The organism is Nonomuraea sp. NPDC050691 (genome assembly GCF_040654455.1).
GTDB lineage: Bacteria > Actinomycetota > Actinomycetes > Streptosporangiales > Streptosporangiaceae > Nonomuraea.
On sequence record NZ_JBFAIA010000054.1, the window covers coordinates 29,280 to 45,481 of the forward strand.

The 16,202-nt window shown below is 74.4% G+C and carries 15 protein-coding genes; 4 read left to right on the top strand and 11 right to left on the bottom strand.

What is annotated here, in order from left to right; genetic code table 11:
* Positions 1–9: 9 nt before the first annotated feature.
* Positions 10–1,185 carry a hypothetical protein gene (locus AB0H81_RS20880; protein WP_358376811.1) on the top strand — a complete coding sequence of 392 codons (1,176 nt, stop codon included), beginning with the start codon at positions 10–12 and terminating at the stop codon, positions 1,183–1,185.
* 32 nt (positions 1,186–1,217) lie between these two features.
* Here the strand turns inward: AB0H81_RS20880 and AB0H81_RS20885 are convergent, their stop codons facing one another.
* The 4 genes from AB0H81_RS20885 to AB0H81_RS20900 all read right to left on the bottom strand — a co-directional run bounded on the left by AB0H81_RS20885 (position 1,218) and on the right by AB0H81_RS20900 (position 6,171).
* Positions 1,218–2,192 (bottom strand): sporulation protein, encoded by a 975-nt coding sequence (locus AB0H81_RS20885; protein ID WP_358376814.1) that lies wholly within the window; start codon positions 2,190–2,192, stop codon positions 1,218–1,220.
* Positions 2,193–2,569: 377 nt separating this feature from the next.
* On the bottom strand, positions 2,570–3,973 hold the full coding sequence (locus AB0H81_RS20890; RefSeq protein ID WP_358376817.1) for an MmgE/PrpD family protein: 1,404 nt from the start codon (positions 3,971–3,973) through the stop codon (positions 2,570–2,572).
* Positions 3,974–3,995: 22 nt separating this feature from the next.
* On the bottom strand, positions 3,996–4,871 hold the full coding sequence (locus AB0H81_RS20895; RefSeq protein ID WP_358376820.1) for a cyclase family protein: 876 nt from the start codon (positions 4,869–4,871) through the stop codon (positions 3,996–3,998).
* A 19-nt stretch (positions 4,872–4,890) separates the two neighbouring features.
* A complete protein-coding gene (locus tag AB0H81_RS20900; RefSeq protein ID WP_358376823.1) occupies positions 4,891–6,171 on the bottom strand; it encodes an ATP-binding cassette domain-containing protein in 1,281 nt (426 codons plus the stop codon).
* A 249-nt stretch (positions 6,172–6,420) separates the two neighbouring features.
* Here AB0H81_RS20900 and AB0H81_RS20905 point away from each other — a divergent pair, with 249 nt between their 5' ends.
* Together AB0H81_RS20905 and AB0H81_RS20910 are read left to right on the top strand one after the other, a co-directional pair.
* Positions 6,421–7,446 (top strand): LacI family DNA-binding transcriptional regulator, encoded by a 1,026-nt coding sequence (locus AB0H81_RS20905; RefSeq protein ID WP_358376826.1) that lies wholly within the window; start codon positions 6,421–6,423, stop codon positions 7,444–7,446.
* Between the two features lie 39 nt (positions 7,447–7,485).
* Entirely contained in the window at positions 7,486–8,373 is an 888-nt protein-coding gene (locus AB0H81_RS20910) for a PfkB family carbohydrate kinase (RefSeq protein ID WP_358376829.1), read from the top strand.
* Positions 8,374–8,397: 24 nt separating this feature from the next.
* Here AB0H81_RS20910 and AB0H81_RS20915 read toward each other — a convergent pair whose 3' ends face one another.
* The 5 genes from AB0H81_RS20915 to AB0H81_RS20935 all read right to left on the bottom strand — a co-directional run bounded on the left by AB0H81_RS20915 (position 8,398) and on the right by AB0H81_RS20935 (position 11,492).
* Positions 8,398–9,594: a cytochrome P450 gene (locus AB0H81_RS20915; RefSeq protein WP_358376832.1), complete on the bottom strand. Its 1,197-nt coding sequence runs from the start codon at positions 9,592–9,594 to the stop codon at positions 8,398–8,400.
* Positions 9,595–9,631: 37 nt separating this feature from the next.
* Positions 9,632–9,856 (bottom strand): hypothetical protein, encoded by a 225-nt coding sequence (locus AB0H81_RS20920; protein ID WP_358376835.1) that lies wholly within the window; start codon positions 9,854–9,856, stop codon positions 9,632–9,634.
* Between the two features lie 97 nt (positions 9,857–9,953).
* The gene (locus tag AB0H81_RS20925; RefSeq protein WP_358376838.1) at positions 9,954–10,421 is read right to left on the bottom strand and encodes a MarR family transcriptional regulator; all 468 of its coding nucleotides are present in this window, start codon (positions 10,419–10,421) and stop codon (positions 9,954–9,956) included.
* Positions 10,422–10,561: 140 nt separating this feature from the next.
* Positions 10,562–11,011 (bottom strand): NUDIX domain-containing protein, encoded by a 450-nt coding sequence (locus AB0H81_RS20930; protein ID WP_358376841.1) that lies wholly within the window; start codon positions 11,009–11,011, stop codon positions 10,562–10,564.
* A gap of 85 nt (positions 11,012–11,096) precedes the next feature.
* Complete coding sequence (locus tag AB0H81_RS20935; RefSeq protein ID WP_358376844.1) at positions 11,097–11,492, bottom strand: helix-turn-helix domain-containing protein; 396 nt, start codon at positions 11,490–11,492, stop codon at positions 11,097–11,099.
* A 255-nt stretch (positions 11,493–11,747) separates the two neighbouring features.
* Here AB0H81_RS20935 and AB0H81_RS20940 point away from each other — a divergent pair, with 255 nt between their 5' ends.
* On the top strand, positions 11,748–12,683 hold the full coding sequence (locus AB0H81_RS20940; protein ID WP_358376847.1) for an NADP-dependent oxidoreductase: 936 nt from the start codon (positions 11,748–11,750) through the stop codon (positions 12,681–12,683).
* Between the two features lie 181 nt (positions 12,684–12,864).
* Here AB0H81_RS20940 and AB0H81_RS20945 read toward each other — a convergent pair whose 3' ends face one another.
* The gene (locus tag AB0H81_RS20945; protein WP_358376850.1) at positions 12,865–15,081 is read right to left on the bottom strand and encodes a protein kinase; all 2,217 of its coding nucleotides are present in this window, start codon (positions 15,079–15,081) and stop codon (positions 12,865–12,867) included.
* A gap of 213 nt (positions 15,082–15,294) precedes the next feature.
* Entirely contained in the window at positions 15,295–15,909 is a 615-nt protein-coding gene (gene eda / locus AB0H81_RS20950) for a bifunctional 4-hydroxy-2-oxoglutarate aldolase/2-dehydro-3-deoxy-phosphogluconate aldolase (RefSeq protein ID WP_358376853.1), read from the bottom strand.
* Between the last annotated feature and the right edge of the window lie 293 nt (positions 15,910–16,202).

The window sequence follows — 16,202 nt, forward strand, 5'->3', positions numbered from 1 at the left end:
GGCAGGCCGATGCCCGGGATGCTGGTGCTGATGGGATCGGGCGAGACGAGCCCCACCATGGTGGAGGTCCACCGCTCCGTGGCACGCCGGCTGCCGGCGGGCGCGCGGGCCGTCCTCCTCGACACGCCGTACGCCTTCCAGGAGAACCGGGCCGACATCAGCGCCCGCGCCCGCCGCTACTTCGCGCGCAGCGTCGGCCTCCAGGTGCGGGTGGCCGACGGCGTCGCGGGCGCCGACTGGGTGTTCTCGGGGCCGGGCAGTCCCACGTACGCGCTGGAGCGCTGGAGCGAGGGCCCGGTGGGCGGCGACCTGCGGGCCCGCGTCCGGGCCCGGCAGGGGGCCACGGTCCTCGCCTCGGCGGCGGCCTGCACCGCCGGAGTGGCGACGGCGCCGGTGTACGAGATCTACAAGGTGGGCGCGGAGCCGCACTGGCGGCCGGGGCTCGACCTGCTGGAGCCGCTCGGGCTGCGGGTCGTCGTGATCCCCCACTTCGACAACGCCGAAGGCGGCACCCACGACACCCGCTACTGCTACCTGGGGGAGCGGCGGCTGTCGCGCATGGAGCGGGAGCTGCCGCCGGGCACCGCCGTCCTCGGCCTCGACGAGCACACCGCCGTCCTCGTGGACCTCGGCGCCGAGGAGGTGGAGGTGGCCGGCCGCGGCGGCCTGACGATCCGCCGGCCCGGCACGCGGGCGGTGCTGCCCGCGGGCAGCCGGCTCACCCTGGGGGAACTGCGCGGACTCACCGAGGGGGGCGGCGCGGTCACCGCGCCGCCGTTACCGCCCCCGGCCGAGAGGGCTCGCCAGGTGACGCTGGAGGAGACGATCCGCGCCTGCGCGTGCCGCTTCCAGGAGGCGGTGGCCGGGGGCGACCCGCCGGCCGCCGCCCGCGCCGTCCTCGACCTGGAGGCCGAGCTGGTCAGGTGGTCGGCCGACACCGAGGAGGACGAAGGCGGCGTCGAGCAGGCCCGCGACCTCATGCGGCTGCTCATCGCGCGGCTGGGCGAGGCGTCCTCGGACGCCGGGGTGCGCCGCCTCGCCGGACCCCTGCTGGCGCTGCGCGACGAGCTGCGCCGGGCCGGCCGCTACGCCGACGCCGACGCGCTCCGGGACGCGATGAGCCGGGGCGGCGTCCAGGTCGAGGACACCCCTGACGGCTCTCGCTGGACGACCCGCCCCGACTGAGGCCCTGGAGCCGAGCGGGCGGCCGAGCGGCGTCACCAGTCGTCGCCGCCCTCGTCGTCGCTCTCGAAGACCTCCTCGATCGCCTCGCCCGCGAGGTAGCCGCCGGCGAGGCCGGCCGCGCCCGCCGCAGCCACCGCGCCGAGCCCCGCACCGCCGCCGTGGTGACCACCATGGTGACCGCCGTGGTGGCCGCCGTGGCCGGCGACGTGGCCGCCACGCCCGTAACCATGGCCGCCGTACTGCGCCAGGCCGCCGAGCCAGCGGTCGATCTCGCCCGCCCAGTCCATGGCCGGCGCCTCGTCGTGGCTCACGCGGAAACGGCCGATCGCGTCGCTCGAACCGCCGAACCGGCCGCTGCGCTTGTCCGCCTCCAGGATCACCTCCAGCCCGTGCGGGTCGGCGACGAACGTCAGCTCCACCTCGCCGACCTGACCGGCGTGCCGGGGCGGCGGGTAGAACTCGATCTCCTGGTAGAACGGCAGCTCCTGCCGCACCCCGTAGATCTGCCCGACCTCCACGTCCGCGGACCGGAACTGGAAGCCCAGCTCCAGGAACGCCCGCAGCACCCGCAGCTGCGACGGCAGCGGCTCGACCGAGACCGGGTCGAGGTCGCCCTTGTCGACGGCCTTGGCGATGGCCAGCTCGGTGCGCACGCCGACGGCCATGCCGGCCAGGGGCTGCCCCTCGACCTCGTTGAGCGGCGTCTCCCACGGCAGCGGGATCTGGAACGGGATCACCCGCTGCTCCTTCTCCGCCAGCCGGAACGGGCCGGACACCTGGACGCGGGAGAACTCCGCGAGGCCACTGGCCTCGCCTTCGCCGCCCTCGATCTCGACGCCGGCGACCAGACCGAGCGTGACGTGCTCGATGTCGGCGTCGAAGTCGCCGCCGGCGAGGCGTACCTCGCCGCTCAGCGCACCGCCCGGCCGGACGAGCGGCGTCGCGAGGACGGTGTCCACCGAGGGCGCGCCCACGCCGAGAGCGCCGAGCATGCGTTTGAAGACCACGGGTTGCACTCCTGTCGATCAGACCGATGACTGACGTCGATCGGCAAACGATCACCGCTGGGCTGTGGTTCCGGAACGCGCGGCGCGAGATTATCAGCCGGCGTCCCTGTTCGCCGGGTGGTCGGGCGGTAACGCTGAGCCACGCCGGACGGATGAACCATCGGCAGTGCTCGGTTGATCACTGAAGGGATGGGCGTGTCCGGGTTCGTCCGCGCGCTCGGCATGGCGCCGGTCGTCGCGGGGCCGGCCGTCGGCGAGACGTGACCCGTTCCTGCCCCCTCAGCCGCGCCCGGCGGACGAGCCCCCTGAGCCGCGCCCGTCGGACGAGCAGCGGGGAAAGCCGCACTCGGCGGTGGCGACGCGCAGGAGGCGAAGTCTCACTCGGCGGTTGTGAGGCGCAGGAGGGCGGGGGCGGACGGGGCCGACGGGAGGGCGCGGGCCGCCGCCAGCAGTTCCTCCACCGCCTCCAGCCGCAGCGCCCGTCCCGCGTTCGAGCGGAACTTGACCTCCAGCTCCTCCCGCGTCAGCGGCCGTTCCGGCCCGCCCCGTGAGGAGTCCACCCGGTGCTCCCGCGTGGAGCCGTCGCGCAGCCGTACCCGGAGCACCGCCGCGAACGCCTGCGGGAACAGCTCCGAGGCCCGCTCGTCCGCCACGCACCGCACGCGCGCCGCCAGCGCGAGCGCGTCCTGGTCGAGGGCGGCGAAGTCGTCGAGGTCCAGCCCGAGCCCGCCGCCGCCGAGCAGCGCCGCCGCCACCACGTACGGGCCGGAGAACTTCGCGTGGTACGGCGAGCGGGGCCGGGCCTTGTCCTCCGGCGGCTCGGCGATGGTGGCCAGCACCGGTGCCGCCACCCCCAGTTCGGCCTCGGCCACGCTCTCCGGCGCCAGCCCGCCGGCCCGCAGCGCCAGCGCGCAGTCCACGGCCGGATGGGTGAAATGGTTGGCCGGATACGGCTTGTACACCGTGCGCGGCAGCTCCCACCGCTCGCCGAGGCCCGACAGCAGCGCCTCGGCGTCGTACCGGCCGTCCAGCCAGGCCCGGAAGAACCCGAACCGTCCCTCCAGCACGGTCGGCGGCCCCGTCACGCCTTCGAGCGCGAGCACGGCGGCCGACACCCCGGCGTGCGCCGCCCACCCGCAGTGGACGCGTTTGACCGTGCCGCCCGTCCGGTTGGCCTCGATGAGCCCGGACCCCATGCTGGCCGCCACCCCGGCCGCGTGCGCCACGCCCTCCTCCGTCAGCCCGAACAGCAGCCCGGCGGCCACGGCCGCCCCCAGCGTGCCGCAGATCGACGTGGCGTGCTGGCCCCGTTCGAAGAACAGCGAGGTGCGGGTCTCCGGCAGGTACGACGCCATGCCGAGGCGCGCGCACACCTCGATCCCGGCGGCCACGGCGTCGACCAGCTCGGAGCCGCTCGCGCCCGCCGCCTCGGCGGCGGCCAGCGCGGCCGGCACCACGGACGCGCTCGGGTGCTGCACCGACGGCAGGTGCGTGTCGTCGTAGTCGAGGGCGTGCGCCAGCGTGCCGTTGACCAGCGCCGCCGACGGCGCCGGCAGCCGGTCGCCGGCGCCGATCACGGTCGCCTCCCCGGCGCCGCTCCACCGGCGCGCCGCCCGCAGGACCGCCGGTCCCGCGTCGGCCGCCGGGTCGGCGTACGCGGCCAGGCAGTTGCCCAGCACGTCCAGCACCCGCCCCGTCACGTCGGCGCGCACCGCGTCCGGCACGCCCCGGTCCCGGCAGTGCGCCGCGAAGGCCGCCAGCCGCTCCACGTACGTCGTCACCGCACCGCCTCCCGGCCGGACATCAGGTCTCGGACGAGCCGGAGCTCTCGGACGAGCTCGCGCTTTCCGGCGGGCCGAGGCTCTGCGGCGGGCCGAGGACGGCGAGCGGCCGGACCGGCGCTCCGGTGGCCCCCGCGATCGGCAACGGGTTCAGCACGAGCAGGAACTCGCGCGCCCCCGAGTCCAGCAGCTCGTCCAGCCGCATGGTCTCCACGATGTTGACGCCCGACTCCACCAGCATGATCCGGTGGACCGGGAGCGTGGCGTGGCCGCGGCCCGGCGGCACGTGCTCGAAGGCGATGGTCTCGCCGCCGACCACTCGCGGCCGGCGCGCGGCCAGCCAGCGCGCCGCGTCGACCCCCGGCCCCGGGGCGCCGCCGCGCGCCCCTGTGTAGTCCACGTCCGGTGCGCCGGGGCCCGTGGGCCAGTGCCGTGACCAGCCCGTGCCGACCAGGACGGCGTCCCCCGGGCGGATCTCCAGCCCGGCCGCCGCGCGCTCCAGGTCGTCCACCGTGACCTCGTACCCGGGCGGCAGCGCCGCCACCCCGTGCGCCGCGGCCACGTCGAGCAGCACGCACCGCCCCACGTACGGCTCGAACGCGTCGATGCCCAGCTCGGCGAACCCCTCGTGGGTCATGACCTCGGCCGCGGGCCGCCCGCCGTGCAGCAGGCCGTCCTGGGAGACGTGCGCGAGCGCGTCCACGTGGGTACCGACGTGGCCGCCCGTCACGATGATCTCGTTGGCGGCCGAGCCGCCCCCGGGTCGTACGAGGTCGCCGTGCCGGCGCTCCAGCGTCATCCGGAACGGCGGGTGGTTCGGGGACTGCGGCATGCCCCTGCGCATCGGCTGCGCGAGGTCGAGCACGCGCGCCCCTTCCAGGGCCTTCCACGGCGGCATTCGCGGCTCCACCGGGTCGTCAGCGGCGGGGAGGGTCGATGCGGGCGCCGTCCAACGTGAAGATCATCAGGCGGGAGGTGTCCACGCCGACCTTGGCGGCGTCGCCCGCGCGCCAGGCCGGACGGCCGCCGAGGCGGACGATGAGGTCGGCGCGCCGGTGGACGCCGCTGCCGGGGTGCTGCCCGGCCTGCTCCTGCTCCTGGCGTTCCTCCTCGTGCCCGAACATCCGCTTGACGAACGCGCCGATCCGGCCGGAGGCGTTCTGGCGGCCGTTCGCGCGCGCCCTCGGGTCCGGCGGCTCGGGCACGGGCACGGCGGGGACGCCGCACTCGATGTAGGCGAGCCACTCGTGGCCGTGGTACTCCAGCGCCCGCACCCGCCCGAAGAACGACGGCCCGTCGTACGACTCGGGCACGGGCGCGAGGCCGTCGGGGCGCATGCCGACCAGCACCTGGCCGCCGGTGTGCTGGGAGATGGCGTACGCCCGGGGATCGCTCCAAGGGATGATCAGCCGGTGCGGCCCGAAGTCGAGCATGACGTACTGGTTCTGCGGGGTTCGCACGGTCGCGGCGAGCAGGTTGAGCTGCTGGGAGTTGAGGAACGCCGCGACGAACGCCGTCGCCGGGTCGTTGTAGATCTGCGAGGGGGTGCCGACGTCCTGCAGGACCCCGCGGTTCATGATGGCGATGCGGTCGGCCAGCGTCAGCGCCTCGATCTGGTCGTGGGTGACGTAGATGGTGGTGACGCCGAGCGACCTGACCAGCGCCGAGATCTCCATGCGCAGTTCGGTGCGCATGCCCGCGTCGAGGTTCGACAGGGGCTCGTCCATGAGGAACAGCTTGGGCTGGCGGACGATGGCCCGGCCCATGGCGACCCGCTGGCGCTGGCCGCCGGACAGGGTGCCGGGGCGGCGGTCGAGGGTCTCGTCGATGTGCAGCGCCTGGGACAGCTCGGTGACACGCTTGCGGACGAGCTCCGGGTCGGCCTTGGCGATCTCCAGGGGGAACGAGATGTTGCCGCGGACCGTGCGGTGGGGGTACAGGGCGCCGTTCTGGAACACCATGGCCACGTCGCGCTCGCGGGGGACGAGGTGGTTGGCGATCTGGCCGTCGAGCCACAGGTCGCCCTCGGTGATCTCCTCAAGTCCCGCGATCATGCGTAACAACGTGGACTTTCCGCACCCGGAAGGCCCGAGCAGGACCAGGAACTCACCGTTTTCGGCCCGCAAGCTCAATCGGTCCACCGCCAGGTGGTCACCGGGGTAAACCTTGGTCACTTTGTCGAGAACGACCGAGCTCATTGGGCCCACACCTTGCGCACGTGTCACCTGTGACGGGGCTGATAGAAGAGGTAGTACATCGCGCCTTAACTCTGATGTCCACCCTTGGCATCAAAGATCTCTCACAATCGTGATTTCGGGCTGTGTTTCGGTCCGCGACCACCTGGAGCCCCTATTTCCCGAACTGAAAGAGGGAAAGTCTGGAAGTGCTTGCGGAAATTTGCGGCAAGCCTTTCAAGGTGAGGGGTAACCGGAGGTAAAGTGGCTGCCATGAACGGTCACGCCCGCCTCGCCGACATCGCCGCCCAGGCCGGCGTGAGCGAGGCCACGGTCAGCCGGGTGCTCAACGGCAAGCCGGGCGTCTCGGCCGCCACCCGCCAGGCCGTGATGACCGCGCTCGACCTCATGGGTTACGAGCGCCCGCCCCGGCTGCGGCAGCGCAGCAACGGCCTGGTCGGCCTGGTCACGCCCGAGCTGGACAACCCCATCTTCCCCGCGTTCGCCCAGGCCGTGGAGAAGGCGCTCACACAGCACGGCTACACGCCCGTGCTGTGCACGCAGCTGCCCGGCGGGGCGCCCGAGGACGAGTTCACCGAGCTGCTGGTCGACCGGGGCGTGAGCGGCATCGTGTTCGTGTCCGGGCTGCACGCCGACACCACCGCCCGCATGGACCGCTACACCCGGCTCACCGACCGGGGCCTGCCGATCGTGCTGGTCGACGGCTACAGCGAGCGCATCGAGGCCCCGTTCATCTCGCCCGACGACCGGCTGGCCGCGCGCCTGGCCGTGCAGCACCTCGTCGACCTCGGGCACGAGCGGATCGGGCTGGCCCTCGGGCCGCGCCGGTTCGTGCCCGTGATCCGCAAGATCGAGGGCTACCGCCAGGCCATGGCCCAGCTCCTCGGCGCGACCGGCGTCGACGACCTCATCGCCGACTCGCTGTTCTCCGTCGAGGGAGGGCAGGCCGCGGCCACCCAGCTCCTCGCGCGCGGCTGCACCGGCATCGTGTGCGCCAGCGACCTCATGGCCCTCGGCGCGATCCGCGCCTGCCGCGAGAAGGGGCTGGCCGTGCCGGGCGAGGTGTCGGTGGTCGGGTTCGACGACTCGCCGCTCATCGCGTTCACCGACCCGCCGCTCACCACCGTGCGCAAGCCCATCGGCGCGATGGCCTCCGCGGCCGTGCAGACGCTGCTCGAAGAGGTGAACGGCGCGCCGGCCAAGCACGTCGAGCTGATCTTCCGTCCCGAGCTGGTGGTGCGCGGCTCCACCGGCTCGGGTCCCCTGGTCAACCGGTGAGGAGTCCCGCCGCCGGGCGGGACCGAGGAGGTCCCGCAGATGGTTCATGACGTGCTCGTGCTGGGCGGCTCCGGCGTCGACGTCACCGTCCACGTCCCCGAACTGCCCCTGCCGTACGCCGACACGTACGGCGTGCCGCCCATCCAGGAGCGCGTCGGCAACACCGGCGCCGGGGTGGCGCTCGGCTGCGCCGCGCTCGGCCTGTCGGTGGCCTTCGCCGACCTCGTCGGCGACGACCCGCAGGGCGCGATCGTCCGCGAGGCGCTGAGCGGCGTCGACGCCCGGTGGGGCCGGGCCGCGGCCGGCAACCGGCGCAGCGTCCTGCTCGTCGGGCCTGACGGCCGCCGCACGTCGCTGCACGACCCGCGCGACACGCCGGGCGAGCGCCTGCCGCGCGAGCTGTACGCCGGCGTGCGCGCCCGCCACGCGCACGTCTCGATCACCGGCTACTGCCGAGACGTGTACGACGACCTCGACGGCATCCCGACCTCCACCGACCTGCACGACTGGGACGGCGTCAACGACCACCACCGCGACTTCGCCTACCGCTCCGGCCTCGTGTTCCTGTCGGCCGCCGCGCTGGAGTCGCCCGAGCGGGTCATGCGCCACATCCTCGACCGGGGCCGCGCGGAGGCGGTCGTCTGCACGCGCGGCGCCGAGGGCTGCCTCGTGCTGCCGCGCGGCGGCGACCTGCGCGCCTTCCCCGCCGCCCCGCTGCCCGGGCCGGTCGCCGACACCAACGGCGCCGGCGACGCGTTCGTCTCCGGCTTCCTGTACGGCCGGCTGCGCGGACGGCCGCTGGAGGAGTGCGTACGCCTCGGCTCACTGGCCGGAGCCCACGCCTGCACGGTGCCCGGCACCCACGAGGCGCCCATCACCGAGGCCGCCCTGCTCGCCCGCCACGACCGGATCGCGGCGGGCGCCTGACGGCCGGCCGCCTGACGGTACGGCTCAGGCGAGGCTGAGGCGGCGGACCCCCGTCATGGTGGGCGCGGGCATGAACGTCACCGGGTCCCCCGGATCCGTGCGCAGCGGGCCGAACCGGTCGAGCAGGATGTTCAGGGCGACCCGTCCCTCCAGCCGGGCCAGGGGAGCGCCCAGGCAGAAGTGGATGCCGCGGCCGAAGGCCAGGTGCGGGTTGGGGTCGCGGCCCGGGTCGAAGGCGCCGGGGTCGGTGAACTGCCGCGGATCCCGGTTGGCCGCCCCGAGCCAGACCATGACCAGCTTGTCGGCCGGGATGGTCACGCCGTCCAGCTCGGCCTCGCGGGCGGTGGAGCGGCCGAGCGCGGCGAACGGGGTGAACAGGCGCAGCGACTCCTCGATGGCGGCCGGCACCAGGGTGCGGTCGGCCAGCACCTTCTCCTGCTGCTCGGGGAAGGCGTCCAGGCAGAGCACCGTGTTGCCGAGCAGCATCGTCGTGGTGATGTGCCCGGCGATCAGCAGCACGATCGCGAAGTTGACCACCTGCTGGTCGGGCAGGCGCTCTCCGTCCACCTCGGCCTCGACCAGCCGGGTGAGCAGGTCGGCCCGCGGCTGCCGCTTGCGCTCCGCGGCGTGGCCGGCGAGGTAGGCGGTCATCTCCTTCCACGGCTTCAGCGTGGCCTGGATGTCGGCGTTCTGCCCCTCGGCCGGCTCGTTGAGCGAGATCTTGGCGTCCCGCTGGAACAGCGCGTCCGCCCACTGCTTGAACAGGGCGCGATCACTGGCGGGCACCCCCAGCAGCTCGGCGATCACGATGACCGGAAGCGGGTAGGCCAGGTCGGTCACCAGCTCCAGCCGGCCGCGCTCGCGCGCCGCGTCGAGCAGCTCGTGGGTGAGGGCGGCGATCCTCGGCTCCAGGTCGGCGACCACCTTGCGGGTGAAGGCGCTGCTGACCAGCTTGCGCAGCTTGCCGTGATCCGGGGGGTCGATCTGGGTGATGAACCCCTCCATCGAGAACTCGCCCTCGGGGATCATGCCCTTGGGGATCACGCGCATGGTGTCGGAGGAGAACGTCGCGGGGTCGCCGAGGATCTGCTGGGCCTCCGGGTAGCCGTAGACGTTCCACATGCCGGTGGCCGAGTCGTACTCCACCGGCGGGCCCGATCGCGTTCCGCGCAGCCAGAAGTGCTGCTCGGGGATGTCGTACCGTTCGACGATGTCGGTCATCGCCTCTCCTTTTCCGGTTCCCGAAAGATGGAGCCCGTCAGAACGTGAACCGGAACTCCCGGTGCAGGTTCCGCAGCGCGGGCACGGCGTGCATGAGCCGGTGGAGGGCGCGGTGGCGCCGTACCGGCATCCTGCGGTGGTGTGGGGTGAAGGGCGCCTCCTCGGCGCACCTGAGGCGGGGATTCCACCGCTCGATCTCCCGCGCGTCGCCGGGAGCCCGGCGCAACGCGTTGGCCATGCGGGTCGTCCAGGGGGCCGGCATGTCGAAGACGAGCTCGCCGCCCGCGGAGAAGTGGCCGGTCAGCCGCAGCGACGCCCCTTGAGGCGATCTTCGCCCCGTTCATCCGTCGCTCCGCTCATCATTGATCCGGACCCTCGCGGGAGTCGCGCCAGCGCCGGAGCATGTCCTCCGCGTCGCGCTCGGTCCAGGCGAAGAACTCGCGGGTCTCCTCCAGCCGCGCCCGCTGCCCGGGCCGGTCACCACCGACGGCCGCCAGCCCGAGGTCGAGCGCCTCGACCGCCAGCCGCACCCCGGCCAGCTGGACCTTGAGGACGTGCTCCCAGCCGCCGGTGGCGATCTGGTAGCGGTGCTCGCGGCTCGCCGTGGGAACTCTCTCGACCATGCCGCTCGTCTCGAGCTGCCTGGCGACCGTGCTGACGGCCGTCTTGCTCACCCCGAGGCGCGCGGCCAGCTCGGTGAGCGACTGGTGCGCCGGGTCGCAGATCATCAGCCACGCGTACATGCGGCCCATCGTGCGGGTGCCCCCGAAGCGCTCCATGACCAGCCCCATCCGGTCGACGAACTCGCCCTCCCGTGGATCCATCATGACACCTCCGCCAACTTCGTCAAGCACGTACTTGACGAAGTGTACGCACAAGGGCCACCCGTTGTGATCGTCTCCTGCCGGGGCGTGGCCGCCCCCAGGTGGCGGGCGCAACGCCGAGAAAGCGCTCGATCGGCTCCCGGTCAGCGCGCCAGGTCGCGCCAAGGACCGTCCGGTACCAGGGCGGCGAGAACGGACATCAATGTCGGCGGCTCGACCCGATCCGCCAACGTGTGCAGGTCGGACCACGCGACCCAGGCGTGTTCGTGCAGATTGACCTGCTCGTCGGGCAGGAGGCCGGTCGGACTCAGCGTCGGCCGCTCCTCGGCGAAATGGGCCACGAAGAAATCCTCCCGCCCGACATACCGCTTCCCGTTCCACCGAACGTCACGCTCGACCGCCACAGACCCGTCACGGACCGCGGCGGGGTCCAGGCCGGTCTCCTCCGCCAGTTCCCGCCGAGCGGCGATCAGCGGTGTCTCGCCCGGCTCGATGCCGCCACCAGGCGGCTCCCAGAGCATCACACCGTCGAACGGATCACGCCAGTGGAGAAGGAGCAGGCGCTGGGCGGCATCCAGGCAGATCACCCGCACGGCGGGCCGATGTGTCGTCTCCACGGCCTTGACGCTACCGGACCACGCCATGCCCCGGCCCGGGCGAACGTCTGCGGCCGGAGCGCTAGCGCGCGTCGTAGGTTTCGCGGGCGGCGATGACCTGCTCGATGTTGGTCTCGGCCCACTGCTTGATCGCCCGCATGACCGGCAGCAGGCTGCGCCCCAGCGGGGTCAGCTCGTAGTCCACCCGCACCGGTACCGACGGGGTGACCGAGCGCGAGACCAGCCCGTCGCGCTCCAGTGTGCGCAGCGTCTGGGTGAGCATCTTCTGGCTGACCCCGGCGACCGTGCGCGAGAGGTCGCTGTAGCGGCGCGGGCCGCCGGCCAGCGCGTTGAGCAGCAGGCTGACCCACTTGTCGCTGATCCGGTCGAGGAGCTGCCGGGCCGGGCACTCCAGCAGGTAGGCGTCGTAGGCGGCGCGGGCCTCCTCGCGCCGCTCGGCGGCCGTACGGGTGGTCATGAGGTCTCCTCTCCGCACGTTACTTCCCGCGAGAGAGTACCGACTTCCCGCAGAGAGTGGCGCAAGAGGCGGCGTGCGGCCCCGGCGCTGCCGACCCGCACCGGGGTCCGGAGGGAGCGGGTCCTGGCGGCAGGTGATGACGGTCGCGTACGTCTGTTACGCACTCCCAGGTGCGTACTTCCTGGTGGAGAGTACCTCTCCTACGGTGAGAAGCGGCGCGAGGGCGCCGCCACCTGAACGAGAGGGAGAAGACCCATGCGTGCTGTCGCCATCCGTGCCTTCGGCGGCCCGGAGGTGCTGGAGATCGCCGACCTGCCCGTGCCGCCCGTCGGTGAGGGGCAGGTGCGGATCAGGGTCGAGGCGGCGGCCGTCAACCCGGTGGACGCGGCCACCCGGTCGGGCGCCCTGACCGAGGCGGGGCTGCTGCCCGGCCGCGACCTGATCGGCATCGGCTGGGACGTGGCGGGGACCGTCGAGGAGACCGGCCCCGGCGTCACCGGGCTCGCGGCGGGCGACCGGGTGGTGGGGCTGTCCGACCGGCTCGACGTACCGCTCGGGACGCAGGCCGACCAGGTCGTGCTCGACGCGGACGCGGTGACCCGCGCGCCGTCCGGAGTGGGGGCGGTGGAGGCGGCGACGCTGCCGCTCAACGGGCTGACCGCCGCCCAGGCCCTCGACCGGCTCGGCCTGCGTCCCGGCGAGACCCTGCTGGTGACGGGCGCGGCCGGGGCCGTGGGCGGGTACGCCGTCGAGCTCGCCGCGGCGCTGGGGCTGCGGGTCGTGGCGGTGGCCGGGGCCGCGGACGAGGCCCTGGTCCGCGAGCTGGGCGCGGAGCTGTTCGTGCCCCGCACGGCCCGGCTCGGGGAGGCCGTGCGGGTGCTGGTGCCGGGCGGCGTCCACGGCGCGCTGGACGCGGCCGTGACGGGCGCGGCGGCCCTCGACGCGGTGCGGACCGGCGGCTCCTTCGCCGCCGTGGTGGCGGGCGGCGAACCGCTGCCGCTGCGGGGGACGCGCGTGTTCACCCACTGGATCAGCGCGGACGGGGCGCGGCTGGCCGGCCTCGTGACGCTGGTCGAACAGGGGAAACTGACGCTCAGGGTCGCGGACACGCTGCCGCTGGAGAAGGTCGCGGAGGCTCACCGCCGGCTGGCCGAGGGCGGCCTCCGCGGGCGGCTCGTCCTCGTCCCCTGACGACCCGTCCTGCTTCGGGAACGCCGCCGGACCGGTCCAGGCATGGCGTCCCGGCCTGGTACGGGGCCGAGTTTGTCGCGGGGCGGCCCTGCAGGGCGGACGCGAGGTCGGTTCTGAAGGCCGACCCCGAGGGCAGTCCTCCAGGGCGACGCGAGGTCGGTCCTTAGGGGCGACCCGGGGGTCAGTCCTCCAGGGCGACGCGGACGCCGTGGCTCAGGCCGGAGTCGTGCAGCTCCAGCTCGGCCGGCCGGGCGCCCTTCGGCAGCTCGAACACCAGCGACCCGCTGAACGACTGGCCCGGACCGATGCGCACCGGGGTGATCTCCTTGCCCGCCTTGTCGAGCAGCCGCGTGCCCGCGTGCGGGACGTCGTCCTCGTCGCACAGCTTCTGCTGACCCGGGTAGAGGACACGTCCCTCCTTGCCGACGTTGTCCACCTTCACCGACACCGTGCAGGTGCGCCGCCCGGCGGACTTGGCCGGCTTGGGACATGTGGTGCCGGTCACCGCGAACCGCAGCCTGCCGTCCTGGGCCGGCTGTTCCGCACCGACGGCGGCGGGAGAGCGGCTGAGCCAGGCGACCAGCGCCACCAGCAGGACGAGCAGCACCACGGCGATCACCACGGCGGTCAGGCAGCCGGTGAACGTGGCACGGCGCGCCCCTCCGGGCGGCGGCATCGTGGTGGGCGGCAGCGGCCGCTGACCGGTGAGCCCCTGACCGGTGAGCCCCTGACCGGTGAGCCCCTGACCGGTGAGCCGCGACGAGGGAGCCTGGCCGGGCAACGGGCCCTGCGCGGTGCGCCCGTGCGCCGCCGGCCCGTGTGACGACGGCCCGTGTGACGACGGGCCGTGCGGTGGTGGTCCTTGGGGGCCGGGGGACGGCCGGCCCGGGAGAGGGCCCTGGCCGGTGTGGTGGTGAGGCGGCTGCCGCGGAGGGCCGCCGGGCGGCATGGAACCCTGCGGCGGCGGGCCGCCCGAGGGCAGGGGGACGCCCGTGAGCGACGGGCCGTCCGCCGACGGGCCGGCCGGAGGCAGGCGCACGCCCGTCAGGGAGGGGCCGTCCGCGGACGGGGCGGGACCCGGGCCCGGCTGAGCGGGCGGCCCCTGGTGGGACGGCGCCGAGGTGGGCGGCCCCTGGTGGGAGCCGGGTCCCCCCTGGCGCGGCGGCGCTGGGTGACCGGGCGGCGAGGCGGGGCCGTGGGGCCCGGGCGCGTGACCGGGCTGAGGTCCCGGAGGCATGGAGGAAGACGTGTGCGGCCCGGGCTGAGGCCCAGGGGACGCGACGGGAGACGCGTGCGGCCCCGGCTGTGATCCGGGGGGCGCCGCAGAGTGCCCGTGCGGCGCCGCGGAAGGATGCGCCGGAGGTCCGGGGACCGAAGGGATCCCCGGGGGCGCCGCCGAGGGCCCGTGAGGGGCCGCGGCCGGAGGTGCCTGGGGTGCCGGGGGCGGGGGGACCGGCGGGCCGGGGTGGCCGGGAGCGTTCGCGGGCGCGCCGGCCAGCGGCGGGAACTCCGCCGGATCCCAGGTGTTCGTCAGATGGCGCGTCGCCGCGAGCTGCGCCGCCGGCTCGTCCGCCGCCCCCACCAGCTCCAGCAGCAACTGCCGGGCCGCCGGGCGGCGCGCCGGGTCGGGATGGATGGCCGCCGCCACCAGCCGGTCCAGCGGCGCGGGAAGCCCCCGCAGGTCGGGCGGCGCGGTGCGGGCACGGGCGGCCATGACGTACGCGTCGCCCTCACCGAACGGGTGCCCGCCGAGCCCCGCGTACGCGATCAGCGACCCCCACGCGAACACGTCGCCCGCCGGGCTCGTCTTCCCTTCGAACACCTGCTCCGGAGCGATCCAGCCCGGCGTGCCCATGACCATCCCGGCGTTGGTGTGGCGGGAGGACAGGTGCGCCGAGCGGGCCAGCCCGAAGTCGATCACGCGGGGCCCGGCCAGCGTCAGCATCACGTTCGCCGGCTTGAGGTCGCGGTGGACGAGGCCCGCCGCGTGGATGGCGGTCAGCGCCGCCGCGACGCCCACGGCCGCCGAGTGCAGCACGGACGGCGACAGCGCCCCGTGCTCGATCAGGTGGTCCTCGAGGGAGATGCCGTCGATGTACTCGGTGACGAGGTAGAGGACGCCGCCGTCCTCGCCGTGGTCGAGCACCCGGGCGGTGCAGAACGAGGCGACCTTGCGCGCGTTGGACACCTCTTCGTGGAAGCGCGCCCGGTAGACGGGGTCGGCGGCGTAGTCGCGGCGGATCGCCTTGAGCGCCACCCGTGGGCCGTCGGCGGCCCTGGCCAGGTAGACCGTGCCCATCCCGCCCGACCCCAGCCGGCCGTACAGCTCGTAGGGGCCGATCGCCTGGGGGTCCTCGGGTGTCAGCGGAGTGCCCGCGGAGCGGCCCTGCAGCCCCAACGTCGCTGTCCTCTCGCCGTCGTCATCCCGTCGCCTCGACCGGCCGGGCCTTCGCCCGGCATGCCCTTTTCCACCCCAGACTCTAACGGTAAAAGGGCCCCTTCGTTGGCGACCCGGCCCGCTCGGCCTTGTACGGCTGAGGGGATCCGTACGACCGGAGGACCGGCACCACGGAGGGGCCCACAGAGGGGCGGCGGCGCGGGAGGCGCGGGGTCAGCGCAGGGCCGCGGCCTCGGCGGCGAGGGCCTCCACACGGGCCCAGTCGCCCGCCGCGAGCGCGTCGGCCGGGGTGAGCCACGTCCCGCCCACGCAGCCGACGTTCGGCAGCGCGAGGTAGTCCGCCGCCGTGTCCGGCCGGATGCCGCCCGTCGGGCAGAACCGCACGTCCGGCAGCGGCCCCGCCAGCGACTTCAGGTACGGCATGCCGCCCGCCGCCTCGGCGGGGAAGAACTTCAGCTCTTTGAGTCCCCGCTCGGCCAGCGCCATGACCTCCGACGCCGTGGCCGCCCCGGCCAGGAACGGCGTGCCGCTCGCCAGCATCGCGTCCACCAGCGACGGCGTGGCGCCGGGCGACACCAGGAACGACGCGCCCGCCTTGATCGACGCCTCGACGTCGGCGCCCGTCCGCACCGTGCCCGCCCCCACCACGGCGCCGGGCACCTCGGCGGCGATCCGGCCGATCGCCTCCAGCGCCACGGTCGTACGGAGCGTCACCTCGATGACCGGCAGGCCGCCGGACACCAGCGCCCGCGCCATCGGCACGGCGGTCTCCACATCCTCGATCACCACGACGGGGATCACGGGGGCCAGGTCGAGCAGGCTCGTCATCTGCGGTTCTTCTCCTTGCCGGCCTTCGGGGCCGTCGTCTGTCTCGTCGGCCCGGAGGCCGTTCCACGTCTTCACGTCACGGGTTCACGTCACGGGCCGGGCCGCTCGCCGTCCGGCCGGAGCAGGCCGGCGCGCCCAGGCTACTGGCCCGCGCACGGGCCACGGCCCGGAGCGCGGCCGGTGCTCCGGAGCGGTCGCTCTGCACGGTCCGCGCGGGAGGCGAGGCGGGCCAGCCACGCCGCGGCCCCGGTCAACGCGGGCTGCGGGGCGACGATCAGCGATGTCGCGATGGC

Coding starts and splice junctions, on each gene's coding strand:
- AB0H81_RS20880 (WP_358376811.1), top strand. CDS start 10: ATGCCCGGGATGCTGGTGCTGATGGGATCGGGCGAGACGAGCCCCACC.
- AB0H81_RS20895 (WP_358376820.1), bottom strand. CDS start 4,871: ATGCCGCCGTGGAAGGCCCTGGAAGGGGCGCGCGTGCTCGACCTCGCG.
- AB0H81_RS20900 (WP_358376823.1), bottom strand. CDS start 6,171: ATGAGCTCGGTCGTTCTCGACAAAGTGACCAAGGTTTACCCCGGTGAC.
- AB0H81_RS20905 (WP_358376826.1), top strand. CDS start 6,421: ATGAACGGTCACGCCCGCCTCGCCGACATCGCCGCCCAGGCCGGCGTG.
- AB0H81_RS20910 (WP_358376829.1), top strand. CDS start 7,486: ATGGTTCATGACGTGCTCGTGCTGGGCGGCTCCGGCGTCGACGTCACC.
- AB0H81_RS20915 (WP_358376832.1), bottom strand. CDS start 9,594: ATGACCGACATCGTCGAACGGTACGACATCCCCGAGCAGCACTTCTGG.
- AB0H81_RS20920 (WP_358376835.1), bottom strand. CDS start 9,856: ATGCCGGCCCCCTGGACGACCCGCATGGCCAACGCGTTGCGCCGGGCT.
- AB0H81_RS20925 (WP_358376838.1), bottom strand. CDS start 10,421: ATGATGGATCCACGGGAGGGCGAGTTCGTCGACCGGATGGGGCTGGTC.
- AB0H81_RS20935 (WP_358376844.1), bottom strand. CDS start 11,492: ATGACCACCCGTACGGCCGCCGAGCGGCGCGAGGAGGCCCGCGCCGCC.
- AB0H81_RS20940 (WP_358376847.1), top strand. CDS start 11,748: ATGCGTGCTGTCGCCATCCGTGCCTTCGGCGGCCCGGAGGTGCTGGAG.
- eda (WP_358376853.1), bottom strand. CDS start 15,909: ATGACGAGCCTGCTCGACCTGGCCCCCGTGATCCCCGTCGTGGTGATC.